The organism is Natronorubrum tibetense GA33 (assembly GCF_000383975.1).
Taxonomy (GTDB): domain Archaea; phylum Halobacteriota; class Halobacteria; order Halobacteriales; family Natrialbaceae; genus Natronorubrum; species Natronorubrum tibetense.
The window spans coordinates 1,318,671-1,343,662 of the sequence record NZ_KB913017.1 but is presented as its reverse complement, the minus strand read 5'-3'; the positions used below and the strand labels follow the sequence as shown (position 1 = coordinate 1,343,662).

Annotated in this window: 18 protein-coding genes; 15 read left to right on the top strand and 3 right to left on the bottom strand. The window is 62.3% G+C overall.

What is annotated here, in order from left to right:
• The first annotated feature begins 26 nt into the window (after window positions 1-26).
• The 7 genes from NATTI_RS0107010 (at window position 27) to NATTI_RS0106980 (ending at window position 6,572) form a co-directional block, all read left to right on the top strand.
• Entirely contained in the window at window positions 27-758 is a 732-nt protein-coding gene (locus tag NATTI_RS0107010) for a hypothetical protein (protein ID WP_006088683.1), read from the top strand.
• A 383-nt stretch (window positions 759-1,141) separates the two neighbouring features.
• A complete protein-coding gene (locus tag NATTI_RS0107005) occupies window positions 1,142-2,134 on the top strand; it encodes a phosphate/phosphite/phosphonate ABC transporter substrate-binding protein (RefSeq protein WP_019991704.1) in 993 nt (330 codons plus the stop codon).
• A gap of 36 nt (window positions 2,135-2,170) precedes the next feature.
• Window positions 2,171-2,968: a phosphonate ABC transporter ATP-binding protein gene (locus tag NATTI_RS0107000; protein ID WP_006088681.1), complete on the top strand. Its 798-nt coding sequence runs from the start codon at window positions 2,171-2,173 to the stop codon at window positions 2,966-2,968.
• The gene (gene phnE, locus NATTI_RS0106995) at window positions 2,965-4,098 is read left to right on the top strand and encodes a phosphonate ABC transporter, permease protein PhnE (protein ID WP_006088680.1); all 1,134 of its coding nucleotides are present in this window, start codon (window positions 2,965-2,967) and stop codon (window positions 4,096-4,098) included. The genes NATTI_RS0107000 and phnE overlap by 4 nt, the downstream gene beginning before the upstream one ends.
• 98 nt (window positions 4,099-4,196) lie before the next feature.
• Window positions 4,197-4,727 carry an AAA family ATPase gene (locus NATTI_RS0106990; protein ID WP_019991703.1) on the top strand — a complete coding sequence of 177 codons (531 nt, stop codon included), beginning with the start codon at window positions 4,197-4,199 and terminating at the stop codon, window positions 4,725-4,727.
• A 100-nt stretch (window positions 4,728-4,827) separates the two neighbouring features.
• Entirely contained in the window at window positions 4,828-6,003 is a 1,176-nt protein-coding gene (locus NATTI_RS0106985; RefSeq protein ID WP_019991702.1) for an HD domain-containing protein, read from the top strand.
• Between the two features lie 344 nt (window positions 6,004-6,347).
• On the top strand, window positions 6,348-6,572 hold the full coding sequence (locus tag NATTI_RS0106980) for a hypothetical protein (RefSeq protein WP_006088676.1): 225 nt from the start codon (window positions 6,348-6,350) through the stop codon (window positions 6,570-6,572).
• Between the two features lie 55 nt (window positions 6,573-6,627).
• On the opposite strand, the gene NATTI_RS0106975 is transcribed toward NATTI_RS0106980, so the two are convergent.
• The gene (locus tag NATTI_RS0106975; RefSeq protein WP_006088675.1) at window positions 6,628-6,936 is read right to left on the bottom strand and encodes a MazG nucleotide pyrophosphohydrolase domain-containing protein; all 309 of its coding nucleotides are present in this window, start codon (window positions 6,934-6,936) and stop codon (window positions 6,628-6,630) included.
• Between the two features lie 111 nt (window positions 6,937-7,047).
• Between NATTI_RS0106975 and NATTI_RS0106970 the strand changes: the two genes are divergently transcribed.
• Window positions 7,048-7,899 (top strand): inositol monophosphatase family protein, encoded by an 852-nt coding sequence (locus NATTI_RS0106970; protein ID WP_006088674.1) that lies wholly within the window; start codon window positions 7,048-7,050, stop codon window positions 7,897-7,899.
• A gap of 79 nt (window positions 7,900-7,978) precedes the next feature.
• The gene (locus NATTI_RS0106965; RefSeq protein ID WP_006088673.1) at window positions 7,979-8,572 is read left to right on the top strand and encodes a DJ-1/PfpI family protein; all 594 of its coding nucleotides are present in this window, start codon (window positions 7,979-7,981) and stop codon (window positions 8,570-8,572) included.
• Between the two features lie 155 nt (window positions 8,573-8,727).
• Here NATTI_RS0106965 and NATTI_RS0106960 read toward each other — a convergent pair whose 3' ends face one another.
• Window positions 8,728-9,855: a hybrid sensor histidine kinase/response regulator gene (locus tag NATTI_RS0106960; protein WP_006088672.1), complete on the bottom strand. Its 1,128-nt coding sequence runs from the start codon at window positions 9,853-9,855 to the stop codon at window positions 8,728-8,730.
• Window positions 9,856-10,067: 212 nt separating this feature from the next.
• On the opposite strand from NATTI_RS0106960, the gene NATTI_RS0106955 reads away from it, so the two are divergent.
• The 3 genes from NATTI_RS0106955 to NATTI_RS0106940 all read left to right on the top strand — a co-directional run bounded on the left by NATTI_RS0106955 (window position 10,068) and on the right by NATTI_RS0106940 (window position 19,782).
• Window positions 10,068-10,889, top strand: a complete 822-nt coding sequence (locus NATTI_RS0106955; protein WP_006088671.1) for a winged helix-turn-helix transcriptional regulator — start codon at window positions 10,068-10,070, stop codon at window positions 10,887-10,889.
• Window positions 10,890-11,147: 258 nt separating this feature from the next.
• Window positions 11,148-11,570, top strand: coding sequence for a DUF4870 domain-containing protein (locus tag NATTI_RS0106945; RefSeq protein ID WP_006088670.1), 423 nt, complete (start codon window positions 11,148-11,150; stop codon window positions 11,568-11,570).
• 457 nt (window positions 11,571-12,027) lie between these two features.
• Window positions 12,028-19,782: a right-handed parallel beta-helix repeat-containing protein gene (locus tag NATTI_RS0106940; RefSeq protein WP_244879976.1), complete on the top strand. Its 7,755-nt coding sequence runs from the start codon at window positions 12,028-12,030 to the stop codon at window positions 19,780-19,782.
• A 21-nt stretch (window positions 19,783-19,803) separates the two neighbouring features.
• Here NATTI_RS0106940 and NATTI_RS0106935 read toward each other — a convergent pair whose 3' ends face one another.
• Window positions 19,804-21,654: a histidine kinase N-terminal 7TM domain-containing protein gene (locus NATTI_RS0106935; protein ID WP_006088668.1), complete on the bottom strand. Its 1,851-nt coding sequence runs from the start codon at window positions 21,652-21,654 to the stop codon at window positions 19,804-19,806.
• Between the two features lie 227 nt (window positions 21,655-21,881).
• Here NATTI_RS0106935 and NATTI_RS0106930 point away from each other — a divergent pair, with 227 nt between their 5' ends.
• From NATTI_RS0106930 to NATTI_RS0106920, 3 genes are all read left to right on the top strand, one after another.
• The gene (locus NATTI_RS0106930) at window positions 21,882-22,532 is read left to right on the top strand and encodes an HAD family hydrolase (protein ID WP_006088667.1); all 651 of its coding nucleotides are present in this window, start codon (window positions 21,882-21,884) and stop codon (window positions 22,530-22,532) included.
• A gap of 244 nt (window positions 22,533-22,776) precedes the next feature.
• Entirely contained in the window at window positions 22,777-23,895 is a 1,119-nt protein-coding gene (locus NATTI_RS0106925) for a hypothetical protein (protein WP_006088666.1), read from the top strand.
• A gap of 40 nt (window positions 23,896-23,935) precedes the next feature.
• A complete protein-coding gene (locus tag NATTI_RS0106920; RefSeq protein ID WP_006088665.1) occupies window positions 23,936-24,991 on the top strand; it encodes a hypothetical protein in 1,056 nt (351 codons plus the stop codon).
• The last annotated feature ends 1 nt before the right edge of the window (window position 24,992 follow it).

Sequence of the window (24,992 nt, the reverse complement as noted above, 5' to 3'; positions counted from 1 at the left end):
TTGGTACCTTCATTTGAACGTCTCGTATGGAATCTTTTGACGACGCGGACGCGGCCCTCGAGTCCCAAATCGAGCGCCTCGAGGGCGAGGTTGCGACGCTCGAACGGACGATCCGGGCAACGGATGAGGAGGTCGACGCCGAACTTCGGGCCCGGTTCGAGGCCGTCGCGGGCGAACTACAGGCCGTGCTCGCCGAGTCGAACGGCGGCCATGGGGTGATAAACACACGGACTGGAGGGACGATCACGCCGCTCGCCGCCGATCCCGACGACGTTTCGCTCGCGGATATCGCCCACGCACTCTCGAATCTTACCCGCTTTACGGGCCACGGGATGGAGTTCTACAGCGTGGCTCGACACGTGGTCCACGTCAGCTACGAGGTGGAAGCCCGCGGTGGCAGTCCGGACGCGATTCGCTGGGGACTGCTCCACGACGCCACGGAGGCCTACATCGCCGACGTTCCCGCGCCGGTCAAGCGGAGTCTGCCCGGCTACACGCACGCCGAAGCCGAACTCGCCGCGGTGGTCCGCGAGGCGTTCGATCTCGACCTCTCGAGTGCGGACGAACGGCTGGTCGACGCGGCCGACAGCGATGTGGGCCGGTACGAACTGGCCAAACACTTTCCAAACGGAGGTCACGAGGAACCGACGCTTGAGTACGATCCGGACACGCTGAAAACGGACGGAGACGACAAGACCCTGTTTCTGGAACGAACTCGAGCACTCGACATCGGCGACGCTGGCTCGAGTCGCTACTGACCCTGTCAGATGTTCGATGGCCGACGGAGGAGACTGTTTCAATAGTTGAAGAACGAGCGCGGATCCGGTCGCAGTACTGTAACGATCGTTCAAACAAGGTTGAGATATTGAAAAATCAAATTTATGTTATATCGGGACTGTCGATACTGTGTCGATATTCTATATTGGTATATAGCGGTACGTTCCTCGGGGTATAGAACGAGAACACACACGCTTACCAGAAATTATTTAATGATGGTCTAATTATGCGTTAGCAGATGTCCAACGACCACGGCAAGTTAGCAAGTACACGGCGTAAATTTTTGACCACGACCGGGGCGGTGGGGGCGGTCGCGTTGGCTGGTTGTACGGGTGGCAGCGACGACGATTCTATCACGTGGGTGATGAACCCGGCAGAGGATACGATCGACATCGAAGTGCAGTATCAGCCGCTGTTCGAACTGATCGAAGACGAGTTCGATGTCGAAATCGCTGGACTTCCAACCTCGAGTTACTCCGGGACGATGGAGGAACTCAACCGTGCCGGCGAGGGCGACCGAATTCTCGCCGATACGTCACCGGGCGCGGTCCCACAACTCGGCCCCGACGAAATTGACGTCGTCGGGATGCGAGAAGCGTTCGGTGCCGAGCGGTACTTCGGAACCCTCGTTACTACGGCCGAAAGCGACATCGAGGAGGTTTCGGACCTCGAGGGCGAGGAAATCGCGTCGGCCGACATCGGCTCGGTCTCTGGCGGTATGGCCCCGCTGTGGATGCTCCAAGAAAACGGCCTCGACATCGGGAACGCCCCCGAGGGTGGTGGCGCGGAGGGCTTCACGTGGCGCAGCGGTGTGGCACACGACAACGCCATTACGGAACTCATCGAGGACGACACCGTCATGGCTGCGGGTGCCGGCGAGTTCGCGTCCATTCCGCACGTTCCTCTAGACCAGATCGAAGGGGAGTATGAGGATCTCTACGAGATCTCTCCGGAGGTCGATATCGCCGGGACGCGCGATCCCGAACTACAGTTACTGGATGTCTCGCCGGCGATTCCGCGCGCACCGATCGTCGTCAACACCGATTGGGAGGAGGACATTCGGTACGATATCGAGGAGTTCATGCGTGGCGTCGACGCCGAGGAACTCGAGCACGACGCGTTCGATCTGGCCGACGAACTCGGACTCGACCTGCCCGATGACATGCTCGAAGACTACAACGAGGGGGACCTCGACACCGACGACTACGACTTAGACGAGGATCAGGAAGCCGACTGGCAGGACTTCGACGACCACACGCTCTGGTTCAGCGGCGTCGTCGAGGCCGACCACGACGCATACGATCCGGTTCGTGACTTCGCCGACGACCTCGGCATCGCGTTCGAAGACATAGAGTAAGTCCCAAATAACGCGACTCAAAACCCAGAATAACCAATGCCCAAAATCGTCGTCGACAATCTCAGAAAAACCTACGGTGATACCGTCGCACTCGACGATATCTCGTTCGAGGTTCCGGCGGGTGAGTTCGTCATCATCCTCGGCGTCTCAGGCTCCGGGAAATCGACGCTCTTGCGATGTATGTCCGCGCTCACAAAACCGACCGAGGGCCGAGTGCTGATCGACGGTGAGCCGATGGTGACCACACAACCGGAGGTGGCGATGATCTTTCAGCAGCACAATATTGTCGGCGACATGACTGCCTATTCGAACGCCCTCTCGGGCGGCATCAACCGGGCCGGTCTCATCGAGAGCGTACTCCAGTTGCAAGAGACGTCCGAAAAGCAACGCGCCCTCGAGGCGCTGGATACGGTCGGACTCTTGGACGAGGCCGAAAAGAAGGCCCGGCGGATGAGTGGCGGACAACAACAGCGCGTCGGTATCGCCCGCGCCCTCGTCCAGCAACCGGAGGTACTGCTGGCCGACGAACCGGTCGCGAGCCTCGACCCCGGCAGCGCTCAGGACGTGATGGGATACCTAGAACGGGTCGCGACGTCGCGCGATCTGACGTCGTTTATCAGTCTCCATCAGGTCAACATCGCGCGAAAGTACGGACAGCGGTTTATCGGACTTCACGACGGTGAGAAGGTCTTCGACGGCTACCGGGACGAGCTGACGATCGACGCCATCGACAGAATTTACGGTGACATCGATACCGAGGGGATGTTCGTCATGGACGAAGCGGACGCATCGACTCGGCGTCCAGGAGACGAGGGAACGGAGGCATCACTGTGAACGATCCACGAAACGACGACCGAACGGAGCGTGACGAAGACGCAGACGCGGTCGCCGATGGGGGCGTCGACCGGGCGGACGCCGAGCGAGCGACACCGCTCGAGTCCGCCAGCGAGAAGGTAAACGAACAGTTCGAGAATATCCGACAGACGCGTCGTCGTCGAGCGGTCGGCTGGATCGCCCTCGCCGTCTCGCTCGCGTTCGTGACGTTGCAGGGGCTCGCGGCCACGGAGTTCTTCGACAGTCGGACCAACTTCACGTGGAGTCACTTCGCCGGCAGGATGGGCGATTACTTCCCGACGACGAACTTCGGCGGGATTCCGTTCCTCGACGTCGGCACATACTGGGAGTTCATTTGGAACAACGAACTGATATACGACCCCGAGATCGGCGGGTTACTCCTCCAGTTTCCGCCGGACGTCGCGGACATCTACGCCTTCTTCTTCCAGGAGATGGGCGTCTTCGCCATCTTCGGGGAGGCCGGTACGACGTTAGCGATGGGACTCGTCGGGACGATCCTCGGATTCCCGCTCGCGTTGGTGTTCAGCGTGCTCGCCTCCGAACGCGTCACGCCGTTCCCCCTCAACTTCGTCTTCCGAGGGATCATGTCGTTCATCCGTGCGATTCCGGCGATCATCTGGGCGCTGATCTTCATCGCACTGGTCGGTCTCGGCGCGGCCGCGGCGACGCTGGCCATCGCGTTGAACACGATCGGCAACCTCGGCCGGCTGTTCGTCGAGGACTTAGAGGAACTCGAGGAGGGGCCGATCGAGGCGATGCAGACGACCGGGGCGAACAAGCCCCAGATCGTCTTCTTTGGGATGTTGAGCCAGGTCAAAACGTCCTTTATCGCGTGGACGCTCTACATCTTCGAGATCAACGTCCGGTCGGCCGTCACCGTCGGCGTCGTCGGCGCGGGCGGGCTCGGAGCAGTCGTCGCGACTCAGGAGAGTCGGCTCGTCTTCGAGAACATGATGGCGACGCTGTTCGTCATCTTCGTGCTGATCTTCCTGGTCGAACTGTTCAGCCAGCGACTGCGTGCCCGGCTTCGTTCGGATCAGGAGAAACAGAGCATTCGGGAGCTCATCCTCGGATTCCCAGACCGAATGGCCCGATCGCTGCTGAAGTAACCGTCCGCGGACGGTTTCGACCACCGATCGGAATGCTCCGATTGCGCTACACCGACAAAATCGGTTCGATTTAGTAGCACCCCTTTTTATCAGGTATCGTGTCCCGTCCGACGCTGCTCGTCTACTGTGGCTTGCCGGGTGTCGGTAAGTCGATGGCCTCCGCGTACACCGCAGATCGGTATCCAGCGACCCGCCATCGCAGCGACGCCGTTCGCAAGGAGCTGTTTCCGGAGCCGACCTACACCCGCGCCGAGAGCGATGCGACCTACGCGGAACTGCTCGAGCGCGCCCGCACCGACCTCGAGTCCGGATCAAACGTCGTCCTCGACGCGACGTTTCGCCGGAAAACTCGCCGCGAGCAGGCGATGAGCGTCGCGCGTGAGGCCGACGTCGATATCCGCTTCGTCCACGTCACCTGTTCGCTCGAGGTCGTCAGAGAGCGCCTCGAGAAGCGGACGGAGACGATCAGCGACGCCGAGTTCGACCAACACCTCCAGCTCCGCGAGTCGTTCGACCCGATCGAACACGATCACGTCGAAATCGACAATTCGGGGACGATTGAGGAGACGCAGGCGCAACTGGACGAGCAGGTGCTGTCGACGGCTCGGCCCGAACAGCGGACGCGCTGATCGGAACCGCTGTTTCGGTGTGCATTCTCACACCAGTGGCGAGCACCGGTCGCCGAACCATGGCGTTGAAGACGGTTCTCTCGAGAGTAGCTATCCCCAGATGACGACGATCAAGGACAGCGTTCACGATTACATCGAACTCGACCCCACGGCCGAGGCGCTGCTCGATACCGCCGAAATGCAACGCCTACGGGCCGTCCGCCAGCTGAGTACGGTCCAGCTCGTTTACCCCTCCGCGAACCACACGCGCTTCGAGCACAGTCTCGGCGTCTACCACCTCGCCTCGCGCGCCGTCGAGCAACTTGAGCTCGAGCCGGCCCTCGCGGACCGATTGCGTGCCGCGGCGCTGGTCCACGACGTCGGTCACGGTCCCTTCGGCCATCAGACCGAAGCCGCCATCGAGCGCCACCTCGGCCGTCACCACGACGAGATCGAGTGGCTGCTGACCGACAGCGATCTCGGGGACGTGCTCGAGGCGCAGGGACTCGACCCCGAAGCCGTCGCGGCGACCGTCGACGGTCGCGGCCCGCTCGGGGAACTCGTCTCCGGTCCACTCGACGTCGATCGACTGGACTACCTCGTCCGGGACGCCCATCACACCGGCGTCCCCTACGGCACGATCGACCACGCGCGCTTGCTCTACTCGCTGCGGATCGTCGACGGCGAACTCGCCTTAGAGGCTGGCGACGTCGCGACCGCCGAGAGCGCGCTGATCGCCCGGACCCTGATGAATGCGACCGTCTACCGCCACCACGTCTCGCGGATTGCGGGTGCGATGCTCGACCGGGCGAGCGAGCGTATCCTCGCCGACGGTGCCGTCGACGCCGACCGATTCGCTCGGCTGACCGACGCCGAACTGCTCGCCACGCTCGAGGGCCACGCGCCGACGGCCGATGTCGCGACCCGCCTGCGCGAACGGCGACTCTACAAGCGGGCTGTCTGGCTCCCCCGCGGCGACGTCCCTGATCGTTTCGTCGGCCTCGAATACGACCGCACGCGCGACCTCGAGCGCGAAATCGCCGCCGTCGCGGACGTGGACCCCGCGGCCGTCGTCGTCGACAGCCCTTCCGAACCCAGTTCGCCCGAATCCAGGGCTCGCATCGTCGTCGACGGCGACCTGCGGCGACTCGAGGAGCGCTCGTCGCTCGTCGCCGGACTGGACGCCTGCGCGCGAGAAATTTGGCGACTGGGGGTCTACGCGCGGCCGGATACGGTCGAATCGGTCCGGGAGGCGGCGGCGGACGTGCTCGAGGTCAACGCCGACGTAGTCCCGTAGTTCCGGATCGGTCGTCGATCGAGCGTCGCTGCAGTCCGATCGAATCGTCTGCGGTGGCGCGCGCTGACGGCGACCCCGAGCAACGCGAGGGGACGCCGTCGACACTGTGCGAGGGATGAGTGACCGAGCAGCGCGAGGGAACGAATCGGTTGGGGAGGGCGTGGCGAACCCTTGTTGCCAGGGACAGAGCGCTCCTCCTCTCCTCGACCGTAACAGGAGAACACAGGGATCGCTACCGTCGAAATCGATCGCGGAAGTCAGTCGTTCTCGAGCGACACTGTCACCGGAATGGGAAACAGTGACTCGATCAAAAAGCTATAGCCGTACGGACACAATATGGCGGTATGCCGTCGTTGGACGGTTTCAAAACGTGGTTCGACTACGACATCCTCATCACGGCGTTCGCCGTCGTCCTGGTCGTCGCCTTCGTCGGGCTGGAACGATTCGTCGGGGTCGCAGGACGGTTGCCACTCGAGCACCCGACGTTCGCGCTCGCCGTCACGGGCGTCGGTTTCGGGGTGGTCCTCGTTCTGCTCTGGGTCGCGAGCCGACTGAACACGCAGCAGTGATCGATCTCGAAGACCCGTTTCGAGTCGATGGCTCGTATCGACGGCGCACCGCTGATTACTCGGCCGATCCGGGCGTCTCGTCGGCGTCCATCCGCCGTTCGTACTTCTCGAGTGCTTCCTCGAGCGCCGCCTCGGCGTCGATATCGAGCGAGTCCGCGAGCGCGAGCGTCGCAAAGAGCACGTCGCCGATCTCGTCGGATGCGAGAGCCAGTTCCTCGGGTTCGGTACCGTACTCCGTCGACGTGTTGGCGTCTTTCGCGAGTTCGCCGACCTCCGAGACGAGATCGAGCAGGCGGAACTCTGGCGGCGTCTCGAGGTCGTACGTCTCGACGAAATCGGCGACTGCGGCTTGCTGGTCGTTCATACCGTTACGTGGGTTCCCAGCGCCAAGAACCGTCCGAAACGCGGTTGGTCCAACCAAGAACCGGTCGGGGAAGAATAACGACCAAGTGCGGATCGGCCGTACTCGAGTTCCATGACGACCCTCCACGAACTCGAGCGAACCGCGATCGAGGCCTGTACCGTCGGCGGCGCGTACCTGCGCGACGCTTACCGCGCGGAGGACACGGACGTCGATGCGGGTGTCCACGACGTAAAATCCAGCGCGGACACGGGTGCGGAACGGCGGATTCTCGAGGTAATCCGGGCCGCGTTCCCCGACCACCCCATCGTCGCGGAGGAGTCGGGTCGCCACGAGGGGTCGGGCGAGTACACCTGGCTCGTGGATCCGCTGGACGGGACGAACAACTTTGAGTCGGGACTGCCCGCGTTCGCGACGGCGATGACGGTGCTCGAGGCCGCCGACTCCGGCTCGTCGATCCCCGACTCGGAACCCGTTCTCGGCGTCGTCTACGTCCCACTGCTCGACGATCTCTACGTCGCCGCTCGAGGCGGTGGCGTCCGACACGACGGGCAGCCGGTCGACGGGGACAGTGATGCCAGCCCCGAGACGGCGACCGCAGTCTCGGTCATCGGCCACGACGTGAAACGCCGGCCCGAACAGGCGGTGGTCTCCGAGTCGATCAACCGGGCGCTCGAGGATCGCTGCAAGCGCCGCCTCGAGAGTTGGTCGCCGACGGTCCACTGGGGGCTGCTCGCTCGCGGGCGACTGGACGGTATCGTCTGCTACCGGCCGGACGCGGAGGAACAGCTGTTGGGTGAGCTGTTCGCGGTCGAAAGTGGATTGCTTACGGCACGCGGCGGGGAGAGTAGCGAGGGTCGCGACGGTGGGAACAGCGAGGACCGCGATGAGTGGTTCGTCGCCGCCGGAAACCAAGCGGTGTTCGACGCGCTCCACGAGGTCGTCGACGAGACCGTCCGGCGGTGAGCGTCGGCGAGCGTGGTGTCCCTCCCGTCTTTCCCATTCTGGCACAATACGTTTTACCTCCCCAGCCCTCCGTCCGGGTATGGCCGAAACCACTGCCGAAATCGTGCTGTTCGAGGGCTTCGACGAACTGGACGCGATCGGTCCCTACGAAGTACTCGAGAACGCCGCCCAGGCGGGTGCAGACCTCGAGACCAGCCTCGTTACGCTCGAGGAGACGGACATGGTGACCGCGAGCCACGACCTGCGCGTCGAATCGCAGGGGACGCTGGGACAGCCTGACATTCTGATCGTCCCCGGCGGGGGCTGGACGACGTCCAACGGGGGCGTCCGCGCGGCAGTCGACGACGGAGCGCTGGCCGCCGCGGTCGACGAACGGTTCACCGAGGGGGCGACCGTCGCCTCGGTCTGTACCGGTGCGATGGTGCTCGCCGAAGCGGGCCTACTCGAGGGCCGGCCCGCGGCGACCCACCCGGTCGCGGAGGAGGACCTCGAGGCGTCCGCGGCGAACGTGGTCGACGAGCGGATCGTCGACGACGGCGACGTGCTGACCGCGGGCGGCGTCACGTCGGGGCTGGATCTCGCGCTGTGGATCGTCGAGCGCGAGTTCGGCGAGGAGATCGCGAGCGAGGTGAGTGCGTTGATGGAGTACGAGCGCGGCGAAGTGTTCGGCTGAGATCGCAGTGTTGTGGTTCGACGCCGAGAACACGCGATATCAGTTCCGGATGCCGTCTCGACTCGTCCCCTGACGAGTCGACTTCGTGACGTTCCTCGCCGCGATGATCTCCCTGTGGCGATCTCTTCTGTGATGACGGCTCGTTCTTGCCACTCCTACTGCCCCCGAACTCGATCGAGCGTCACCGAGACGGCCGTTCCGCGCGGATCGTTGTCGGTGATCTCGAGGTCGCCGTCGAAGATATCCAGGACCGTCGTCACCAGGTAGAGACCGGTTCCCATTCCCGAGTCGGCGTCGAACCTGGCGTCGGGATCGCTGAGGAGGCGCTTTTGGGAGTCGGGGATGCCGACCCCATCGTCCGCGATGACGACTGTCGCTCGATCGGCCGTCGTCTCGAGTGCAACCGTGATCGACGCGGTTGGCCGGTCGGTGTGGACGGCCGCATTCGAGAGCAGTTGCGCGAATACGGAGCCCAGTGTCGGCGAGGCGGAGACGACGACGGACTCGTCCGGCAGCGCCGTTCGGTCGACGGTGACGGCGTCACCGAACTCGCCCTGGAGGCGATCGAGTTCGGTCTCGAGCACGGTGACGAGGTCACAGGCTTCGCGCTCGACATCGATGTCGGCGGCGAGGACGTCCATCAGTTCGGCGGCCGTATCGGTAAGCTCGAGGGTGTGCGTCGCGGCCTCGAGCAGCGCCTCGAGGGCCGGTTCGTCTCGGGGATCGACGCTCGATCGGAGCTGATCCCCCCAGCCGACGACCATACTCAGGTCGTTGCGGATGTCGGTCCTGATGAGCCGATTCAGCAGCGCGAGTCGGTGGTTCCTATCGAGAAGCTGGCGCTGGGTTCGTGCCCGCTCGATCGCGTACCCGATCGTTCGCAGAAGTAGTTCGGCCGTGATCGAGCCCTTGACGAGGTAGTCCTGTGCGCCACAGCGGATCGCATCGACGCCGAGTTCTCCCTCGTTGTGCCCGGTCAGCACGACGATCGGAACCGATGGGGCACGGTCGACGAGCCGGTCGATCGTCTCGAGACCGGCGCTGTCCGGCAGCGCAAGATCGAGCAAGACGACATCCGGCGAGTCGGACCCGACTCGTTCGATGCCGGCCGAGAGTCGATCAACGTGCTCGACCGAGTTGATGCTGACCGCGGCTTCACGGCCGCTCCGCTCGAGTGCAGTCTGGTGTTCCGTGATCAGCCGGTCGACGAACCGAGCGTCGTCGGGGTCGTCCTCGACGAGCAGGAGGTCGACCGCACGCAAGGAATCCATTTCCCAGACCATGGGGTGCGATCATGCTATTAGTTCCGATAGTGTTCGTCCGGTTGTCACGCTCTGCGGTACCCGATCGACTCGAGCGAGTGTCCCGATCAGAGACCCGGAGCGGTCGAACGACGCGGAGAACGGAACGCTCTCCTCCCCGTTGATCGCTTCGCCTACCGGGCGAACACACCACGAGACCGAATAGCTAAGCCCCTGTATTCGGATCTTCTCACATGACTCGTCGCGAACTGGACGTTCCACGGGCGACTCGTACGGCGCTCGACGCGTTCGCGTTGCTCTCGAAGAAGTGGCATCCGGTCGTCGTCGCCGCGCTTCACCACCACGGCTCGCTCGGATTCAACGGGCTCCTCGAGGCGATTCCGGATCTCTCGGGGAAGGTGTTGACCGACACGCTCGAGGCGTTGCGAGACGCCGGGCTCGTCGACCGAACGGTCGTCAGCGAGTCGCCGCTCAGAGTCGAGTACGAACTCACCGAGGCGGGGGCCGACCTCGAGCCGATCTTCGACGACCTCGGTGCATGGGGCGAACGATACCTCGGGGCGGCCACACCGACGATCCTGCTTGCGGATGCCGATCGACGAATTACCGATCTGTACGGACAGTGGCTAACCGATCGGTACACCGTCGCTCGAGCGCACACTGCTGCGGACGTCGACCGCTACCTGCGCGAGCCGATCGACGTCGTAGTCTACGACGAGGGCCTTCCGGGCGTCAGCGCAGCCGACGTGCCTGCCGCCGTGGGAGCGGACTGTCGGACGATCCTGCTCCTCGGTGACCGACCCGAACTCGACCTGCTCGAGGTCGACTGCGACGACGTGCGACGCAAACCGATCGTCCGCGAGACGTTGCTCGAGGCGATCGACGACCAACTGCGCCGACGGGGAGAGTCAGCCGACGACCGCGAACGCGCCTCGTTGGCCGCCAAGCGGTCGCTTCTCGAGTCAGTGTACTCGCGTGATCACCTCACACGGCAGGCGGCGTACCGCGACCTCGAGTCGCGACTCGAGGCGCTCGCTGATGCTCTTACGGAGTGACCGACCGAGCCGCCCGCGACCGAATACTCTCACGTCAACGAAAAACATGTGCCGACCTCGAGGTCGAAGTCCGCTCGTCCGGTGAAGAGTTCCTGGTCGACCCGCCGTCGAACTGCTGAGTTCGTTTTTTACGATCACCGGACGAGCAGACGGGTCCGGGTGCGAGAACGGTTACGCTGCGGTAACCTTTGCGCATACGTTCAGCTCAGATAACCATTAAGCCGCGATGCAGTGAGACAACTGTACGAGCAATTTCCGATGAAATCTACCGAAACGGAACTGGCCGCTGGCCGAACCGACACTGACCACGTGGAGACGGAACCGATCGTCGGCGGACTCGACGAAAACGTCGCCGGGGCGCTGGCGTACCTCTTCGCGCCGTTTACCGGCCTGGTACTCTACCTCCTCGAGGGCAAAAACGAGTTCGTGCGGTTTCACGCTCTCCAGAGCATGATCGTTTTCGGCGGACTGTTTGCGACCGTCGTTGCGCTGCTGATCTTCCAGACGATACTCGTCCAGATCTCGTTCGTCGGCTGGATTTTCGCGATCATGGTGAGTCTGGTCTCGCTGCTCCTCGCGCCGATCATCTTCGTCCTCTGGCTCTTCCTCATCGTCAAAGCCTACAAGGGAGACCGCTACGGCCTGCCGATCGTCGGTGGCGTCGCGGAGGAGTACGTCTGAATCGCTGCTGAGACCGGACCCTTCGACCGTCGGTCGCTTCTTTGGACGCTGGGAGTAGCAGGCGTTGCGAGCGCCGCCAACTGTCTCGGCGGCGACGACACTGGGAATTCTGGTGTCGACGGCGTGGTCCCGGCGATTTCCGTTATCTGTGAGTGATTCTAGTCGCCGACCCGCACCCCAATCGTGGCTGTGTCGACGCTGGTTCTGATGGCGTGGTTCTGCTACCTAGTTTCGAGCAAAAACTGTTCTGAATCGCCTAGATTACCTGAAGGTCACCTATGCTACAACCACCGGGTACGCGCGAGTATTTGGGGGGTCAGCGGCCATAACGCTCATGAAGTCCGAACATTCGAAACCGAATTTATCCATTCGGTTCCTCGCAGTTTTCTTTTCGGTGTTACTGATCACGTCGGTCGTCGCTCCGGTCGCCGCAGTGGGTAGCTCCGACGTGACAGCGGTGGATTCGACGACCGATGCGGAACTCGCCTTGGCGAGTAGTGACTCGACACAGCAAGCGTCGACGACCGACGATGGGTTGCGTTCCTTAGACGGGAACGACGAACCGGTTGGTGGTTTAACTGCTCCCGAACAGGGGTCGACGATATCCGCCACCGATGCGTCGTGTGACCTGATCGTCGAATCCGGAGGGTCTATTCAGTCGGCGATCGCCACGGCTGACTGGAATGAGACGGTCTGCGTGGAGTCTGGAACCTACGAGGAAGATCTGTGGATCGACACCGGCAGCCTGACGCTGGTCGCGACGGGAGACGTGACGCTCGTCCCCGACGACGAGACGTCGACCGGTGTATACGTCAACGCCAGCGCCGTCACGGTCGAGGGCTTCGAGGTCCGGGAGTTCTCTCGAGGCATCCATGTGGCGTCAGATGCGAACAACGTCGAGGTTCGGAACAATCTACTGACGGCAAACGACGTCGGTGTCCACCTCGCGGAAGTCACTGGAACCGTCATCGACGGCAACACTATTACGTCGAACGTAGGGAACGGGATCGTATTCTCCGGGTCGTCACCCCAGGAGAACGTCGAGATCACGGACAATACGATTACGCACAACGAGTACCACGCGATCAACGCCATCGCCTCGACTGGTGCGAACGGTGCGTCCGGAACCTTCGTCTCCGACAATACTGTCAGGGACAATACTGGCACGAGTAGCTCGCCGGCGATCACCTTCAGGCGCTCGAGCGACACGACCATCGTCGACAACGATGTCCAGCACGACGGGCAGATCGCGATTGATTTCCGTGAATACTCGTCCGACGCCCTGATCGAACGGAACACGATCACGAACACCTCGCGGGGCATTCACCTCAGCGAGGTCTCTTTGATCGAGATTCGTGACAATGACATCGAGGAACTGTCAGCGTCCGCCATCTGGATGCGAGATTCGAGTTCGGTCGATATTGTCGACAACCGCCTCGACGAAAACGGACAGGGGATTTACTCGAGGGGACTGGATTCGCTCTTCGTCGAGCACAACACGATCTCGAGCGAGGGGTCCGACCTCAGTCTGTCCTCGACGACCGACGCGACGGTCCGCGACAACGCGTTCGCTCACGGCGTCGCCATGTCGAGTGGGCAGAACGAACAGGAAGCGGCCCACTTCCTCCACGAGTTCGAGGACAACACGGTCGGGGGCGATGAGCTCGTCTACGTACGCGACGTAGACGGTGAGACGATCACTCCGTCCAGTTATCCCGATGCCGCACAGCTCATCGTGGTGAATTCGATGGACGTGGAGATTTCGAACTTCGACCTCGATGGCACCGTCGCCGCGATTCAACTCGGTGTGACCGAGGGAACGACCGTCGCACACAACACGATCTCCGACGGCGTCGACGGCGAGAAGGGTGGCATCGTCGACATGGGATCGACCGGCTCCGTCATCGAGCACAACGACGTCTCGAGCGTCCAGTACGGGATCCAACTTGTCGGTGGCTCCGAAAACGTGGTCCGAGACAATACAGTGAGCGACACAACGGGATCGAGCCAAGCGTACACGTTCGGGATCCACCTCGAGCGCTACGGTGAAAATCACGTCGTCCGTGACAACACGGTCACCGGTTCGTACAGCGACGGGATCCACGTCGCCCAGTACACCGATGGGACGCTCGTCGAAGGGAACACGCTCGAAGACAACGATCGCCACGGTCTCCAGATCCGGTGGAACGCAGCAGATTCGGTGGTGCGTAACAACGAGCTCTCCGGCAACAGCGACGATGGAATCCACCTCGAACGCGCCGACCGGACGGTTCTCGAGAACAACGATATCTCCGAGAACACCCGCGGAATCGTCGCCGGACGGAATACTGAGGACCTGTGGATCGAAGGCAACACCGTCACGGACAACAGTCACCAGGGCATCCAGCTCGAACCACCAGGTGGATTTACCAGCGGAGACGCGCCGTACAACGCAACGATTCGGGAGAACGAGATCAGCGACAACGGTCGAGAGGGTATTCTGCTCGAGGAGGCCGCAGCAGCGACGATCGAAGGAAACACGATCACGGATAACGGACACGTCGATCCGACCTGGGGGTGGGCGTACGGGAGCGGGATCGAACTCAGCGAGGCGATCGACGCGACGGTCGAGGATAACACGATCGAGGGATCGGTCGTCGACGGCGTCGTCGTCGGTTCCGGTTCGGCCAACGCAGTCCTGTCGGATAACACTGTTACCGATAGCGGCGAACGGGGATTTTACGTCGACGCGACGAACGCGACGCTCCGTGACAACGTCATCACAGGCAACCCCGAGGGCCTCGTCTCGGGCGGCGACGAGGTCGACGCCCGCTGGAACTGGTGGGGCGCCGAGAGCGGCCCGAGTGGAGGAGTCTCCGATCCCGAAACAGGAACCACGGCGAGCGGTTCCGGCGATTCCGTGAGTTCAGACGTACGATTCGACCCGTGGACGGGGACCGAACCCGTCGACGACGCGCCGCAGTTCGCGGTGTCGATCACGGAGACGAACTCACCGATCACTTTCGGCGAGACGCTCACCGTCGACGTCACCGTCGAAAACACCGGCACCGAGGCGGGAACGCAGATAATCAATCTCGAGGCGTTCGACGGCTCGGTCGTCGACTCGCTCGAGGAGCTCTCACTCGATCCGGACGAGAATCACGCAGCCACGCTCACATGGGAGACTGTCATGAGTGACGCCGGTAGCGGTGAGGTGACGGTTCGTAGCGATGACGACGATGCCACGGCGTCGGTATCGGTCATCCACGACGATCCCGTTCCGGATTCGGGAACACTCTCGGGGACCGTAACCGATGCTGAAACGGGGAACGGTATCCAGGGTGCCACCGTGACGGCGACCGATTTGAGCACCGGCGAAACGTATGCGGTCATGACGAGTGCTGGTGGACACTATGACCTCGAAAATCCGGACGGAACGTACGACGTTCTCTTCGAAGTCGAGTTCTCCGAACAGGGTGAGTTCATACCCGAAGTCGTCGAAGATGTCGAAATAAGTGAGGACGAGACGACGCTCCTCGATGTCGAACTTGATCCATTTGAGCCAGTTACGTTCGAACCTGCTGAACCGGTCGTCGACGAGACGGTGACGTTCGACGCGAGTGAATTGTCACCTCCCGACGCCGAAGCCGAAGGGTATCTCTGGGTCTTCGAGATTGTGGAGGGCGAATACGACTTGTTCCCTGACCGGTTCACGACCGATCCTATCACGGAACACAGCTTTGCGACGGCCGGCGACCACGATGTTGTCGTACTTGCTCTCAGCGGCGACGGGATCGATCAGCTGGCAACGGAGCTTCCTGAAGAGGTCTGTGACATCTCGAACGCAGATGAGTGTACCTTCGAGGAAAGCGACTTCGACGTAGGTGACGAACCTCGGGAAGGTGACCCTGTGGTGGGTGAAATCGATTTTGGTGAGGTCGCCTACGCACACCAGACGGTCACAGTCGTCGAGGCGGACGACCCAGACCCTGAACCCGAGCCAGCTCCAGAGCCCGAACCCGAACCGTCCGGTGAGGTCGTGGTCTACGGGGCGAGCGCCGACCAAGACGAGCTCCTGGTCGACGAACCATTCACCGTCAGCGTCGATCTGTTCAACAGCGGCGAGAACACCGTCGATGAGCCGTTGGTACTCGAAGTTGACGGCGAGACTGTCGATGCCCAACTGGTGTCGGTCGATCCCGGCGCCACATCGAGAGCGGCGACGCTTTTGTGGACGCCGTCGATCGACGACCTGCCAGCGAACGACGATTCGACGACTGTCTCCATTACGGTCAACGGTTTCTTCGTCGGCGAGTTCTCGGTGGATAACCAATACACCGACGTCCAGGTAATCGCGGCGGCGGCCTCGGAGACCGAGGTCATCGAAGGCGAGGAACTACACGTGATCGGTAGCGTCTACCAGGCCGGCACCATCGCGGAGGAGGAGGAAATCGAACTCACCGCGACGCGCCTCGAGTCGAACGAGACGACGACCGTCGGCACGCAGACCGTGACGGTCGCGCCGAACGTCTATCATCTCGGCGCGCTCAACATTTCGTTCGCGCCCGAGCAGGCTGGGACGTACGAACTCGAACTCGGCGACCGTTCCGCCGGGACGGTCGAGGTCGATGCGGCTGAATCGGACATTCAGGTCATTGCGGCCTCGACATCTGAGGTCGAACTGATCGAGGGCGAGGAGACCCACGTCGTCGGCAGCATCTACCAGGCCGGCAACGTCGAGAGCACCGAGGAGATCGAACTCACGGCGACTAATCGGGAGACCGGTGAGACCGACGTGATCGGGAGCCAAGAGGCGACCCTCTCGCCGGGGTTCTACCATCTCGGGGCGATCAACATCAGCTACGTCCCCGACGAAGCGGGCACCTACGACCTCGAGTTAGGGGACCGAAACGCTGGATCGGTCGAGGTCGACGCCGCGGAATCGGACATTCAGGTCATTGCGGCCTCGACGTCGGAGGTCGAACTGATCGAGGGTGAAGAGACGCACGTCGTCGGGAGCATCTACCAGGCCGGCAACGTCGAGGGCACCGAGGAGATCGAACTCACCGCAACGCACAACGAAACCGGCGAGACGACCGTGGTCGGGAGCCAGGAAGTCAGCTTGTCGCCAGGCTTTTACCACCTCGGGGGGATCAATATCAGCTACGTTCCCGACGAAGCGGGCACGTACGACCTCGAGTTGGGTGACAGAAGCGCCGGTTGGGTGGAGGTCGAGGAAGCCGTCTCGGACATTCAGGTGATCGCGGCCTCGCCGTCGGACGTCGAACTCGTCGAGGGCGAGGAGTTCCACGTCATCGGCAGCATCTATCAAGCCGGCAACGTCGAAGGCACCGAAGCGATCGAACTCACCGCGACGCACAACGAAACGGACGAGACGACCGTCCTCGGGAGTCAGGAAGTTTCCCTCGCGCCCGGTTTCTATCACCTCGGAGCGCTCAACGTGTCCGCCGAACTCGAGGACGCGGGTGACTACGATCTCGAACTGGGCGACCGCGACGTCGGGACGGTGACCGTCGACGAGCTCGTCACCGATATTCGAGTGGTCGGGGCCTCGCTCTCCGATGTCGAGCTCATCGAGGGCGAGGAACTGTCCGTCGTCGGGAGCGTCTATCAGAACGGCAGCGATACGGCGACCGAATCGATCGAGCTCACGGCGTCCCACCAGGAGACCGGCGACACCGAACTGGTCGGGAGTCAGGACGTCACCCTGTCGCCAGGGTACTACCACCTCGGGGCGATCAACATCAGCTACGTTCCCGACGAGCCGGGAACCTACGACCTTGAGTTAGGCGATCAGAACGCCGGCACGGTCGAGGTCGACGCCGCGGAATCGGACATTCAGGTAATCGCGGCCTCGACGTCGGAGGTCGACCTGATCGAGGGCGAGGAGACCCACATCGTCGGGAGCATCTACCAGGCCGGCAACGTCGAAGGCACCGAAGAGATCGAACTCACGGCGACGCACAACGAAACCGACGAGACGACGGTGGTCGGGAGTCAGGAGGTCACTCTGTCGCCAGGGTACTACCACCTCGGGGCGATCAACATCAGCTACGTCCCCGACGAGCCGGGCACGTACGACCTCGAGTTAGGCGGAACGAACGCCGGCTGGGTGGAAGTCGACGCCGCCGAATCTGACATTCAGGTAATCGCAGCCTCGACGTCGGAGGTTGAACTGATCGAGGGCGAAGAGACCCACGTCGTCGGCAGCATCTACCAGGCCGGCAACGTCGAGAGCACCGAGGAGATCGAACTCACCGCGACGCACAACGAAACCGGCGAAACCGACGTGATCGGCTCTCAAGAGGCGACTCTGTCGCCGGGATTCTATCACCTCGGGGCGATCAACATCAGCTACGTCCCCGACGAGCCGGGGACGTACAACCTCGAGTTAGGCGATCAGAACGCCGGCACGGTCGAGGTCGCCGCCGCCGAATCTGACATCCAGGTGATCGCGGCCTCGACATCGGACGTCGAACTCGTCGAGGGCGAGGAGACTCACGTCGTCGGCAGCATCTACCAGGCCGGAAACGTGGAAGGCACCGAGGAGATCGAACTCACCGCGACGCACAACGAAACTGGCGAGACGGCAGTGGTCGGCAGCCAGGACGTGACCCTTTCGCCCGGATTCTACCACCTCGGGGCGATCAACATCAGCTACGTCCCCGACGAGCCGGGGACGTACGACCTCGAGTTAGGGGACCGAAACGCCGGTTGGGTGGAGGTCGACGAACCTGTCGTCGATCCATCCATCGTGGCCGTCGATGGCTATTCGACCGGTGAGACGCCCGAAACGGCCGACGCGGTGTACGCGAGCGACGACGCGACCGTCGAAATCGACGTCGAGGCCGATCTCGACCTCGCGGAAGTGACTGTGCTCGTCGACTCGCTCGAGACGACCTACACCGTCTCGACGACGGCGAGCCACGAGAGCGGCGACCGGTGGATCGCCGACGTTCCGTTCGATTCGATCCCCGACGACGGCTCGTACGCGCTGTCGGTCGTCGCCGTCGACGAACTGGACAACGCGGGCTCGAGCGATGCCGCAGAAACACTCGTCGTCGACCGGGACGCCCCCGCGATGGCGGTGAGCCTCGAGGACGTCACCAACACGGATGCGACCGTGGTCGTCGAGAGCGACGAACCGCTCTCGGACGTGCCGGACGTCTCGGCCGAGTTTACGAACCCGGACAACGGCTCGACGGAGTCCGTAGACGTGGCGATGGATCCCGAGAGCGCTACTGCAACCGAATTCACCGGAACTCTCGAGTTCGACGAGTCGGGTAACTACTCCGTGTCGGTCACCGGAACTGACCGTGCCGGCAACGAAAACACCGACACCGCGTCGGTGGTCGTCGACACCGCGTTCACGCTCGCGGACGGCGTGATCGTGATCGAGGAGACGGGAACGACGATCGAGTTCGACCTCGCCGACGATGCCGAGGACGCGATCAAAGAACAGGAGTTGTTCCTCGCGCTCTCCGAGAACACCGTCGACGCGAACCTCGACGGTGGTGAGTACGGCGCTGGATTCCTGACCGCCGAACTCGACAACTTCGTCGACTACCATCTCGACGAGGGGACGATCGAAGGCGCGACGATCGAGCTGGCGATCGACGAGGACGAACTCGCCGACGGCGTCGACGCCGAGGACGCGGTTCTGCACCACTACGACGAACCCGCCGGGGAGTGGAACGCCGTTGACTCGAGCGTCACGGCGATCGACGGCGATCCGTTCGTGACCGCCGAGGTCCCAGGCTTCTCGACGTACGGTGCGTTGATCGTCGACGAGGAGCCGCCGGAACTCGTCTCGGCCTCCCCCGACTCAGGAGAGACGCTGGACGCTGACACCACCGAGACGACGGTTGCCTTCGAGTACGAAGACGCCCTCTCCGGCGTCGACGTCAGCACGGTCGATCTCACGGTCGACGGCACGGACGTTACCGGCGACGAACGCACGAGCATTACGTCGACATCCGCAACGCACACCCTCGAGGTCGAGGCGGGCAACTCGTACGATGCGACGGTCTCCCTCTCCGACGCGGCTGGAAACGACGTCACGTACGACGTGACCTTCGACGTCGCCTCGAGTGGTGCCGACGAATCCGACGACGACGAATCCGAAGACGGACCCGGCGACGGAATCCCCGGATTCGGACTCGTGGCAGCCCTCGTTGCACTCCTCGCTATCGCGCTGTTCCGAACTCGGTAACATCGTCCGGGACTCGAATTTTCAGGTCTCGATCTCGAAGCGGGCACCGCCGCTCTCGCTTTCCCCAACGCGAAGCGTCCAGCCGTGAGCGTCGACGATCGTTTGAACGATCGACAGCCCTAGCCCGGTCCCGTCGTGCTTCGTCGAGTACCCCTGCTCGAGGATCGCAGTCTCCATCCCAGGGGGAATTCCCGGACCGTCGTCCGCGACGTAAAAGCCGGTTCCGTCCTCGAGTGCGCCAACTTCGATCGTGACGGTCTCGCTGTCGTGCTCGAGACCGTTGTCGGCCTGGGGTCGACTGCTTGCGGAGCTGTGTTCCACGGCGTCCTCGGGAGTTTGCGACCGAGGGCTCGTGGAGCTGTGCTCCACGGCGTCCCCGGGAGTTTGCGACCGTGGGCTCGTGGAGCTGTGCTCCACGGCGTCCTGCTGAGCTTGCGAAGCAGGGCTTGTCGAACCGTGTTCGACAGCGTTCCGGAAGAGGTTCTCGAACACGTTGTGCAGGTAGGCGTCGTCGGCGGAAAGCGTCAGATCGTCTGCGAGCGTGAGCGATGCCCCGGTGGTGTCGACGTGATTCCAGGCGGAGCGTGCGACCGCCGTCAGCTGACACGGTTCGCGCTCGACGCTCTTTCCGTGGAGCCTGGCGAGCCCCAGGAGATCGTCGAGGATCGTGTCCATCCGCTCGAGTCGGTCGCGCACCGCCTCGAAGTCCTCGTCGTCGCCCGTCTCCTGGGCGAACTCGAGGTAGCTCGAGGCGATGCCAAGCGGACTTCGAAGGTCGTGGCTGACGAACCGAGTGAACTGATCGAGCTGTCGGTTCGTTCGCTCGAGCGCCAGTTCCTTGCGCCGACCGTCGGTTACGTCGCGGATGGCGACGACGTCGCCGACGTACTCCTCGGGGCGGCCCATCAGTCGGGTGGATAGCGTTCTCGGGTCGGTGTAGACGGGTGAGATTCGCAGGTCGTAGTGTCTCGTCTCGCCGATCCGCTCGACGGTACACTCCGTCGTCGTTTCGACCCCCGCACCGACGTGATCTCGGAGTACCGGGAAGGTGTCGAAGACGGTATCACCCGGACGGCCGACGACGGCGGATTCGACCTCGAGGATGTCCTGTGCGGCCCGATTGAGTTCGATAATGCGACCCTGTGTATCGAGTGCGACCACGCCGTCGCTCATGCTGTCGACGAGCGTCTGGCGAGCGACGGGTGCGACCTCCAGGAAGTCGGCGTAGAAGAGCGCCCACAGGAAGACGCCGCCGACGACCGGTCCGGTGATCGAGAACACGCTCGAGCCGCCGGGAGCGAGGTCGGTGATGTAGGCGACCGTCGTGAGGACGAACAGGGCCATCGCCCAGGCCATCGCGAGGGCTTGCCGACGGTAGATGCCCCGGGAACGCCGGTACTCGTCGAGGACGAGCGCGAGTCCCGCGACGATTGCGAGGGTCGCCAGTAGTGCGTGGACGTGGAACAGCGGTCCCGGTTCGACGACCTCGAGCGTCGCGTAGAACAGTCCGTGATACGGATTCGTCCACTGAGCGAACTGATCGATGAGAGGGACCGCCACTAGCACTGGAAGCATCGACGGCAGCCACGCCAGCTCGCGACTCGAGTACTCGACGGCGATGTAAAGCCAGGCGACGACGAGCAGGTCGATGAAGACGTAGCCGAGGATCGTTCCCCAGTAGACCCAGCTGATGCCGAGCGCGACGAACGCGAGGTCGGGAACGATCGCCCAGCCCGCGCTGGCGAGACTGAACACGACGAGAGGGAGCCCTGCAGGCTGCTCGCGGTGACGCCACGCCACGACCGCGATCGCACTGAACAGTACGACGCCGACGACGTTCAGCCAGAGGTACGGTTCGAAACCCTGAATCATGCGTTCTCCCGGTAGCCGCTCTCGCCCAACGAGACGTCGTTTCGGCTCGGCCACGACGGAGCGTCTATCGCCACCGTTCCCGACACGAATATGTGCGAGTTACTACCAGTCATCAAATACGCGGGGCATAATCGTACCGGTCTCTCGAGCGGGTAGTTGGGGCGGTTTCAGCTCGAAACCGACTGCTTGCCAAACGGCTATCCGTGACGACCGGGTAGCCAGCCCACATGAGCGCAGTCTTGTTCGATATGGATGGCGTCCTCGTCGACAGCGAGGACTACTGGGTCGAGTTCGAGCGTGAAGACCTCTTCCCCGACGCCGTTCCCGACGACGATGTCGATCTCGCCGAAACCAGCGGGATGAACTTCCGCGATATCTACGAATACCTCGAGGACGAGTACGGAACCGCCATCACTCGCGAGGAGTGGATCGAGCGCTTCAACGAGGCCGCCGAGGAGATCTACACCGAGCGTGTCGACCTCCTGGACGGGACGCACGAGTTACTCGAGCAATTGAACGAGGAGAATATCCCGACCGCAGTCGTCTCCTCCTCGCCGCACGACTGGATCGGCATGGTCCTCAAGCGCTTCGACCTCGAGGGCGAGTTCGACCGCGTGATCAGCGCCGACGACATCGATGCGGCGAGCAAGCCGGAACCCGACGTCTTCGAGCACGCGGCCGACGAGGTCGGCGTCCCGGCCGAGGACTGTGTCGTCGTCGAGGATTCAGAAAACGGTATCGAGGCGGCGGCTCGAGCGGGGACGGTCGTCGTCGCCTACCGGATCGACGCCCACGGAGATATCGATTACTCGCCGGCGGACGAGGTCGTCGATTCGGCCGCCGGGGTTCGGGAGGCAGTGCTCGAGCGGGTCGCGTGAAACCGCGGAGGGGAAATCACCGCAGTCTCCGTATCGATCACTGATAGGATAGCTGCCATTCTCGACTGACTATGCGTCGAACCGAATCGATTGTCGACGATAGTTGGCACGAATCGCGGTCTTGCTCCCCCGGCGTTCTACACGAAGTGATATTCCGGAAATTGGTTGAAATAGCCGCTCAGTGGTGGGAAATGAATCTATTCGGTCGCAAGGTTTAGTATGAGAGCATATAAATCACGATGCAATGACACTCTTGCCGGTCGACACCGATGTCCTGGAGGACGTGTGTCGGGACATCGCACAGAACAACTACGGATTTGTGTACGTCTCCGATCAGAAAGGGGAGATCAAATCCGCGTACGAGAACGCCGATGTCGGTCTCGTCAACGCGCGCTCACTGTCCTCGAGCGATATGCGCAAAGCGCTAGTCGAGATGTCCGCGGACGAGTTCGTCGATCTAGAACAGTTGCGCGACGGCATCTTCTACGTCGATCCGTTCGGTGTCAAGGGGAACATGAACATTACCCGCGAGCTAACCAATCTGTTCGGACAGCGCCTCGTCGTCACCGGCGAGACGCTCCGCTCGCGGTTTTCGCTCGCTATCGATGACATGGAGTTTTTCGCCGACGAACTCGCCGAGAGAAACTACGTTCGGCGGATCACCGCGGGCAAGCGCGATTACTACACTATCGGCCCGCAGCTCAAAGAGCACGCCGACGACGTCGGCCTGGATTCTCGACTCGAGCGGGAAGCTTCGAACGGAAAAATCGCCCACAACGATCTCGAGAGCGTCATCGATGTGGATGCGACCTCCGACGTGATTCGATATCTCGACCGAGAGGGGTACATCGTCGATCTCGACGGCGAGTATCTGGTCGAGGAAGCGATCGACGAGTACGCTCGGTATCTCGGCGAAGAGATCGCTGACGCCATCGAAACTGAGTTCGAAGAGTCGAGTTACGTGCTCCGAATCGACGAGTTCGAACAGATCGTCAAAAACGAGATAGACAGCCAGTTCGATGTCCTTTCGCAGGCTCGAAGCGTTCGCCGGGAAATCCTCGAGGGGACTCGAAACACGTTACTCGACGAGCTCGGTCTCGAGGAGGGACGAGAGATGGTCGAAGCGACCGGTCCATTCGAAGATATCGTCGAGGATCACGCCAGGCGAGTCCGTACCAATCTGAAAGCCGAGGAGGATCAACTGCCCGGAACGCTTCCAGAGTGGGTCGAACTGGCCGACGACCACTTCGCGGAGTTACAGGTCAGTAACTCGACGGCGGTCAACGAGTACGTCCGCGACGCGGTTCGGGAGCGGTATCGATCGCTCGTCAACGAGGAGGAGTTCGGCGGTATGGCGGAGTAACTAACGCGGAACTGATATCAAACGATTCAACGACTCGAAAATGTCTCAAAAATACAAGTTCGAACGCATCGAAAGTGACGGGCAGGAATACGTAATCGCGGATCCGGTTAACCAGACGAACGAGTCGGTTCGACTGGACGCACGCTGGATCGACGGCGACGATGTCGAAGGCGAGTGGGAACGGGCTATTCGAGCCATTATCAAGTCCGATCTTCTGGGATCGATGGAACTCAAGGAGGGGAACGGTCGGATCGACAGACGACAGGCGATCGAGACGCTCGCGTCGGCTAGCGACGAGGACGGCGACATCGTTACCAGCCAACAACAGGCCGAGGCGCTCATCGAGTTTTTCGCTGACGAAGACATTCTAGACCTCCAACACGGCGAGGTCGTGATGCTGCGCAACCCGAGCGAGAACCCCGATGAAATAAACGGTCGAATGGTCCTCAACTGGGCGGCGGCGATCGACGCCTGCGTCGAAAAGATCACCGAGACGATCGATCGAGTCAACGGTGCCAAAGAAAAACTCGAAAACCGAATGGCTGATATCGATCAGGAGTCGGGACAGATCGACGAACACCTGGAGGAAACGGCCCAGGAACTCAAAAGCCTCGGCGACGGTGCCGGCGTTCCGAGCGATCCGTCGACGCTTTCGCAAGACGAACAGGAGCGGTTCCAGCAACTCAAACGAAAGCTAATCTATCACCAGAAGATGAAGGAGGCCGATCAGGAGAACTTGGCCAAGAAAGTCGAAAGCGGAGCCGACAGACTCGCCGACAACATCGAGATGCTCAAATCCGCCAAAACCACGCTTGCGAACAAGCGCGAGCAGGTCCGCACCCAGGCGCTCAAAAAGCAGACGTTTCCGGATGAGGCGATGAACATCGTCGACAACATGGGCGAACTGACGACTCAACTCGCGGGTGTCGGCGGCATCGAGGAGGCGATTTCGGAAACGCCAGACCACGAGGTCGATAGTTTGGTCGACGACGTGCTCGGCGGAATCGACGGTGTCGGCGAGGTAGCCCAACAGACCGCCGGCGACGCCGTACAGGAGGACGCGGAAACCGAACCGACCGAACTCGAGATGTCGTAGG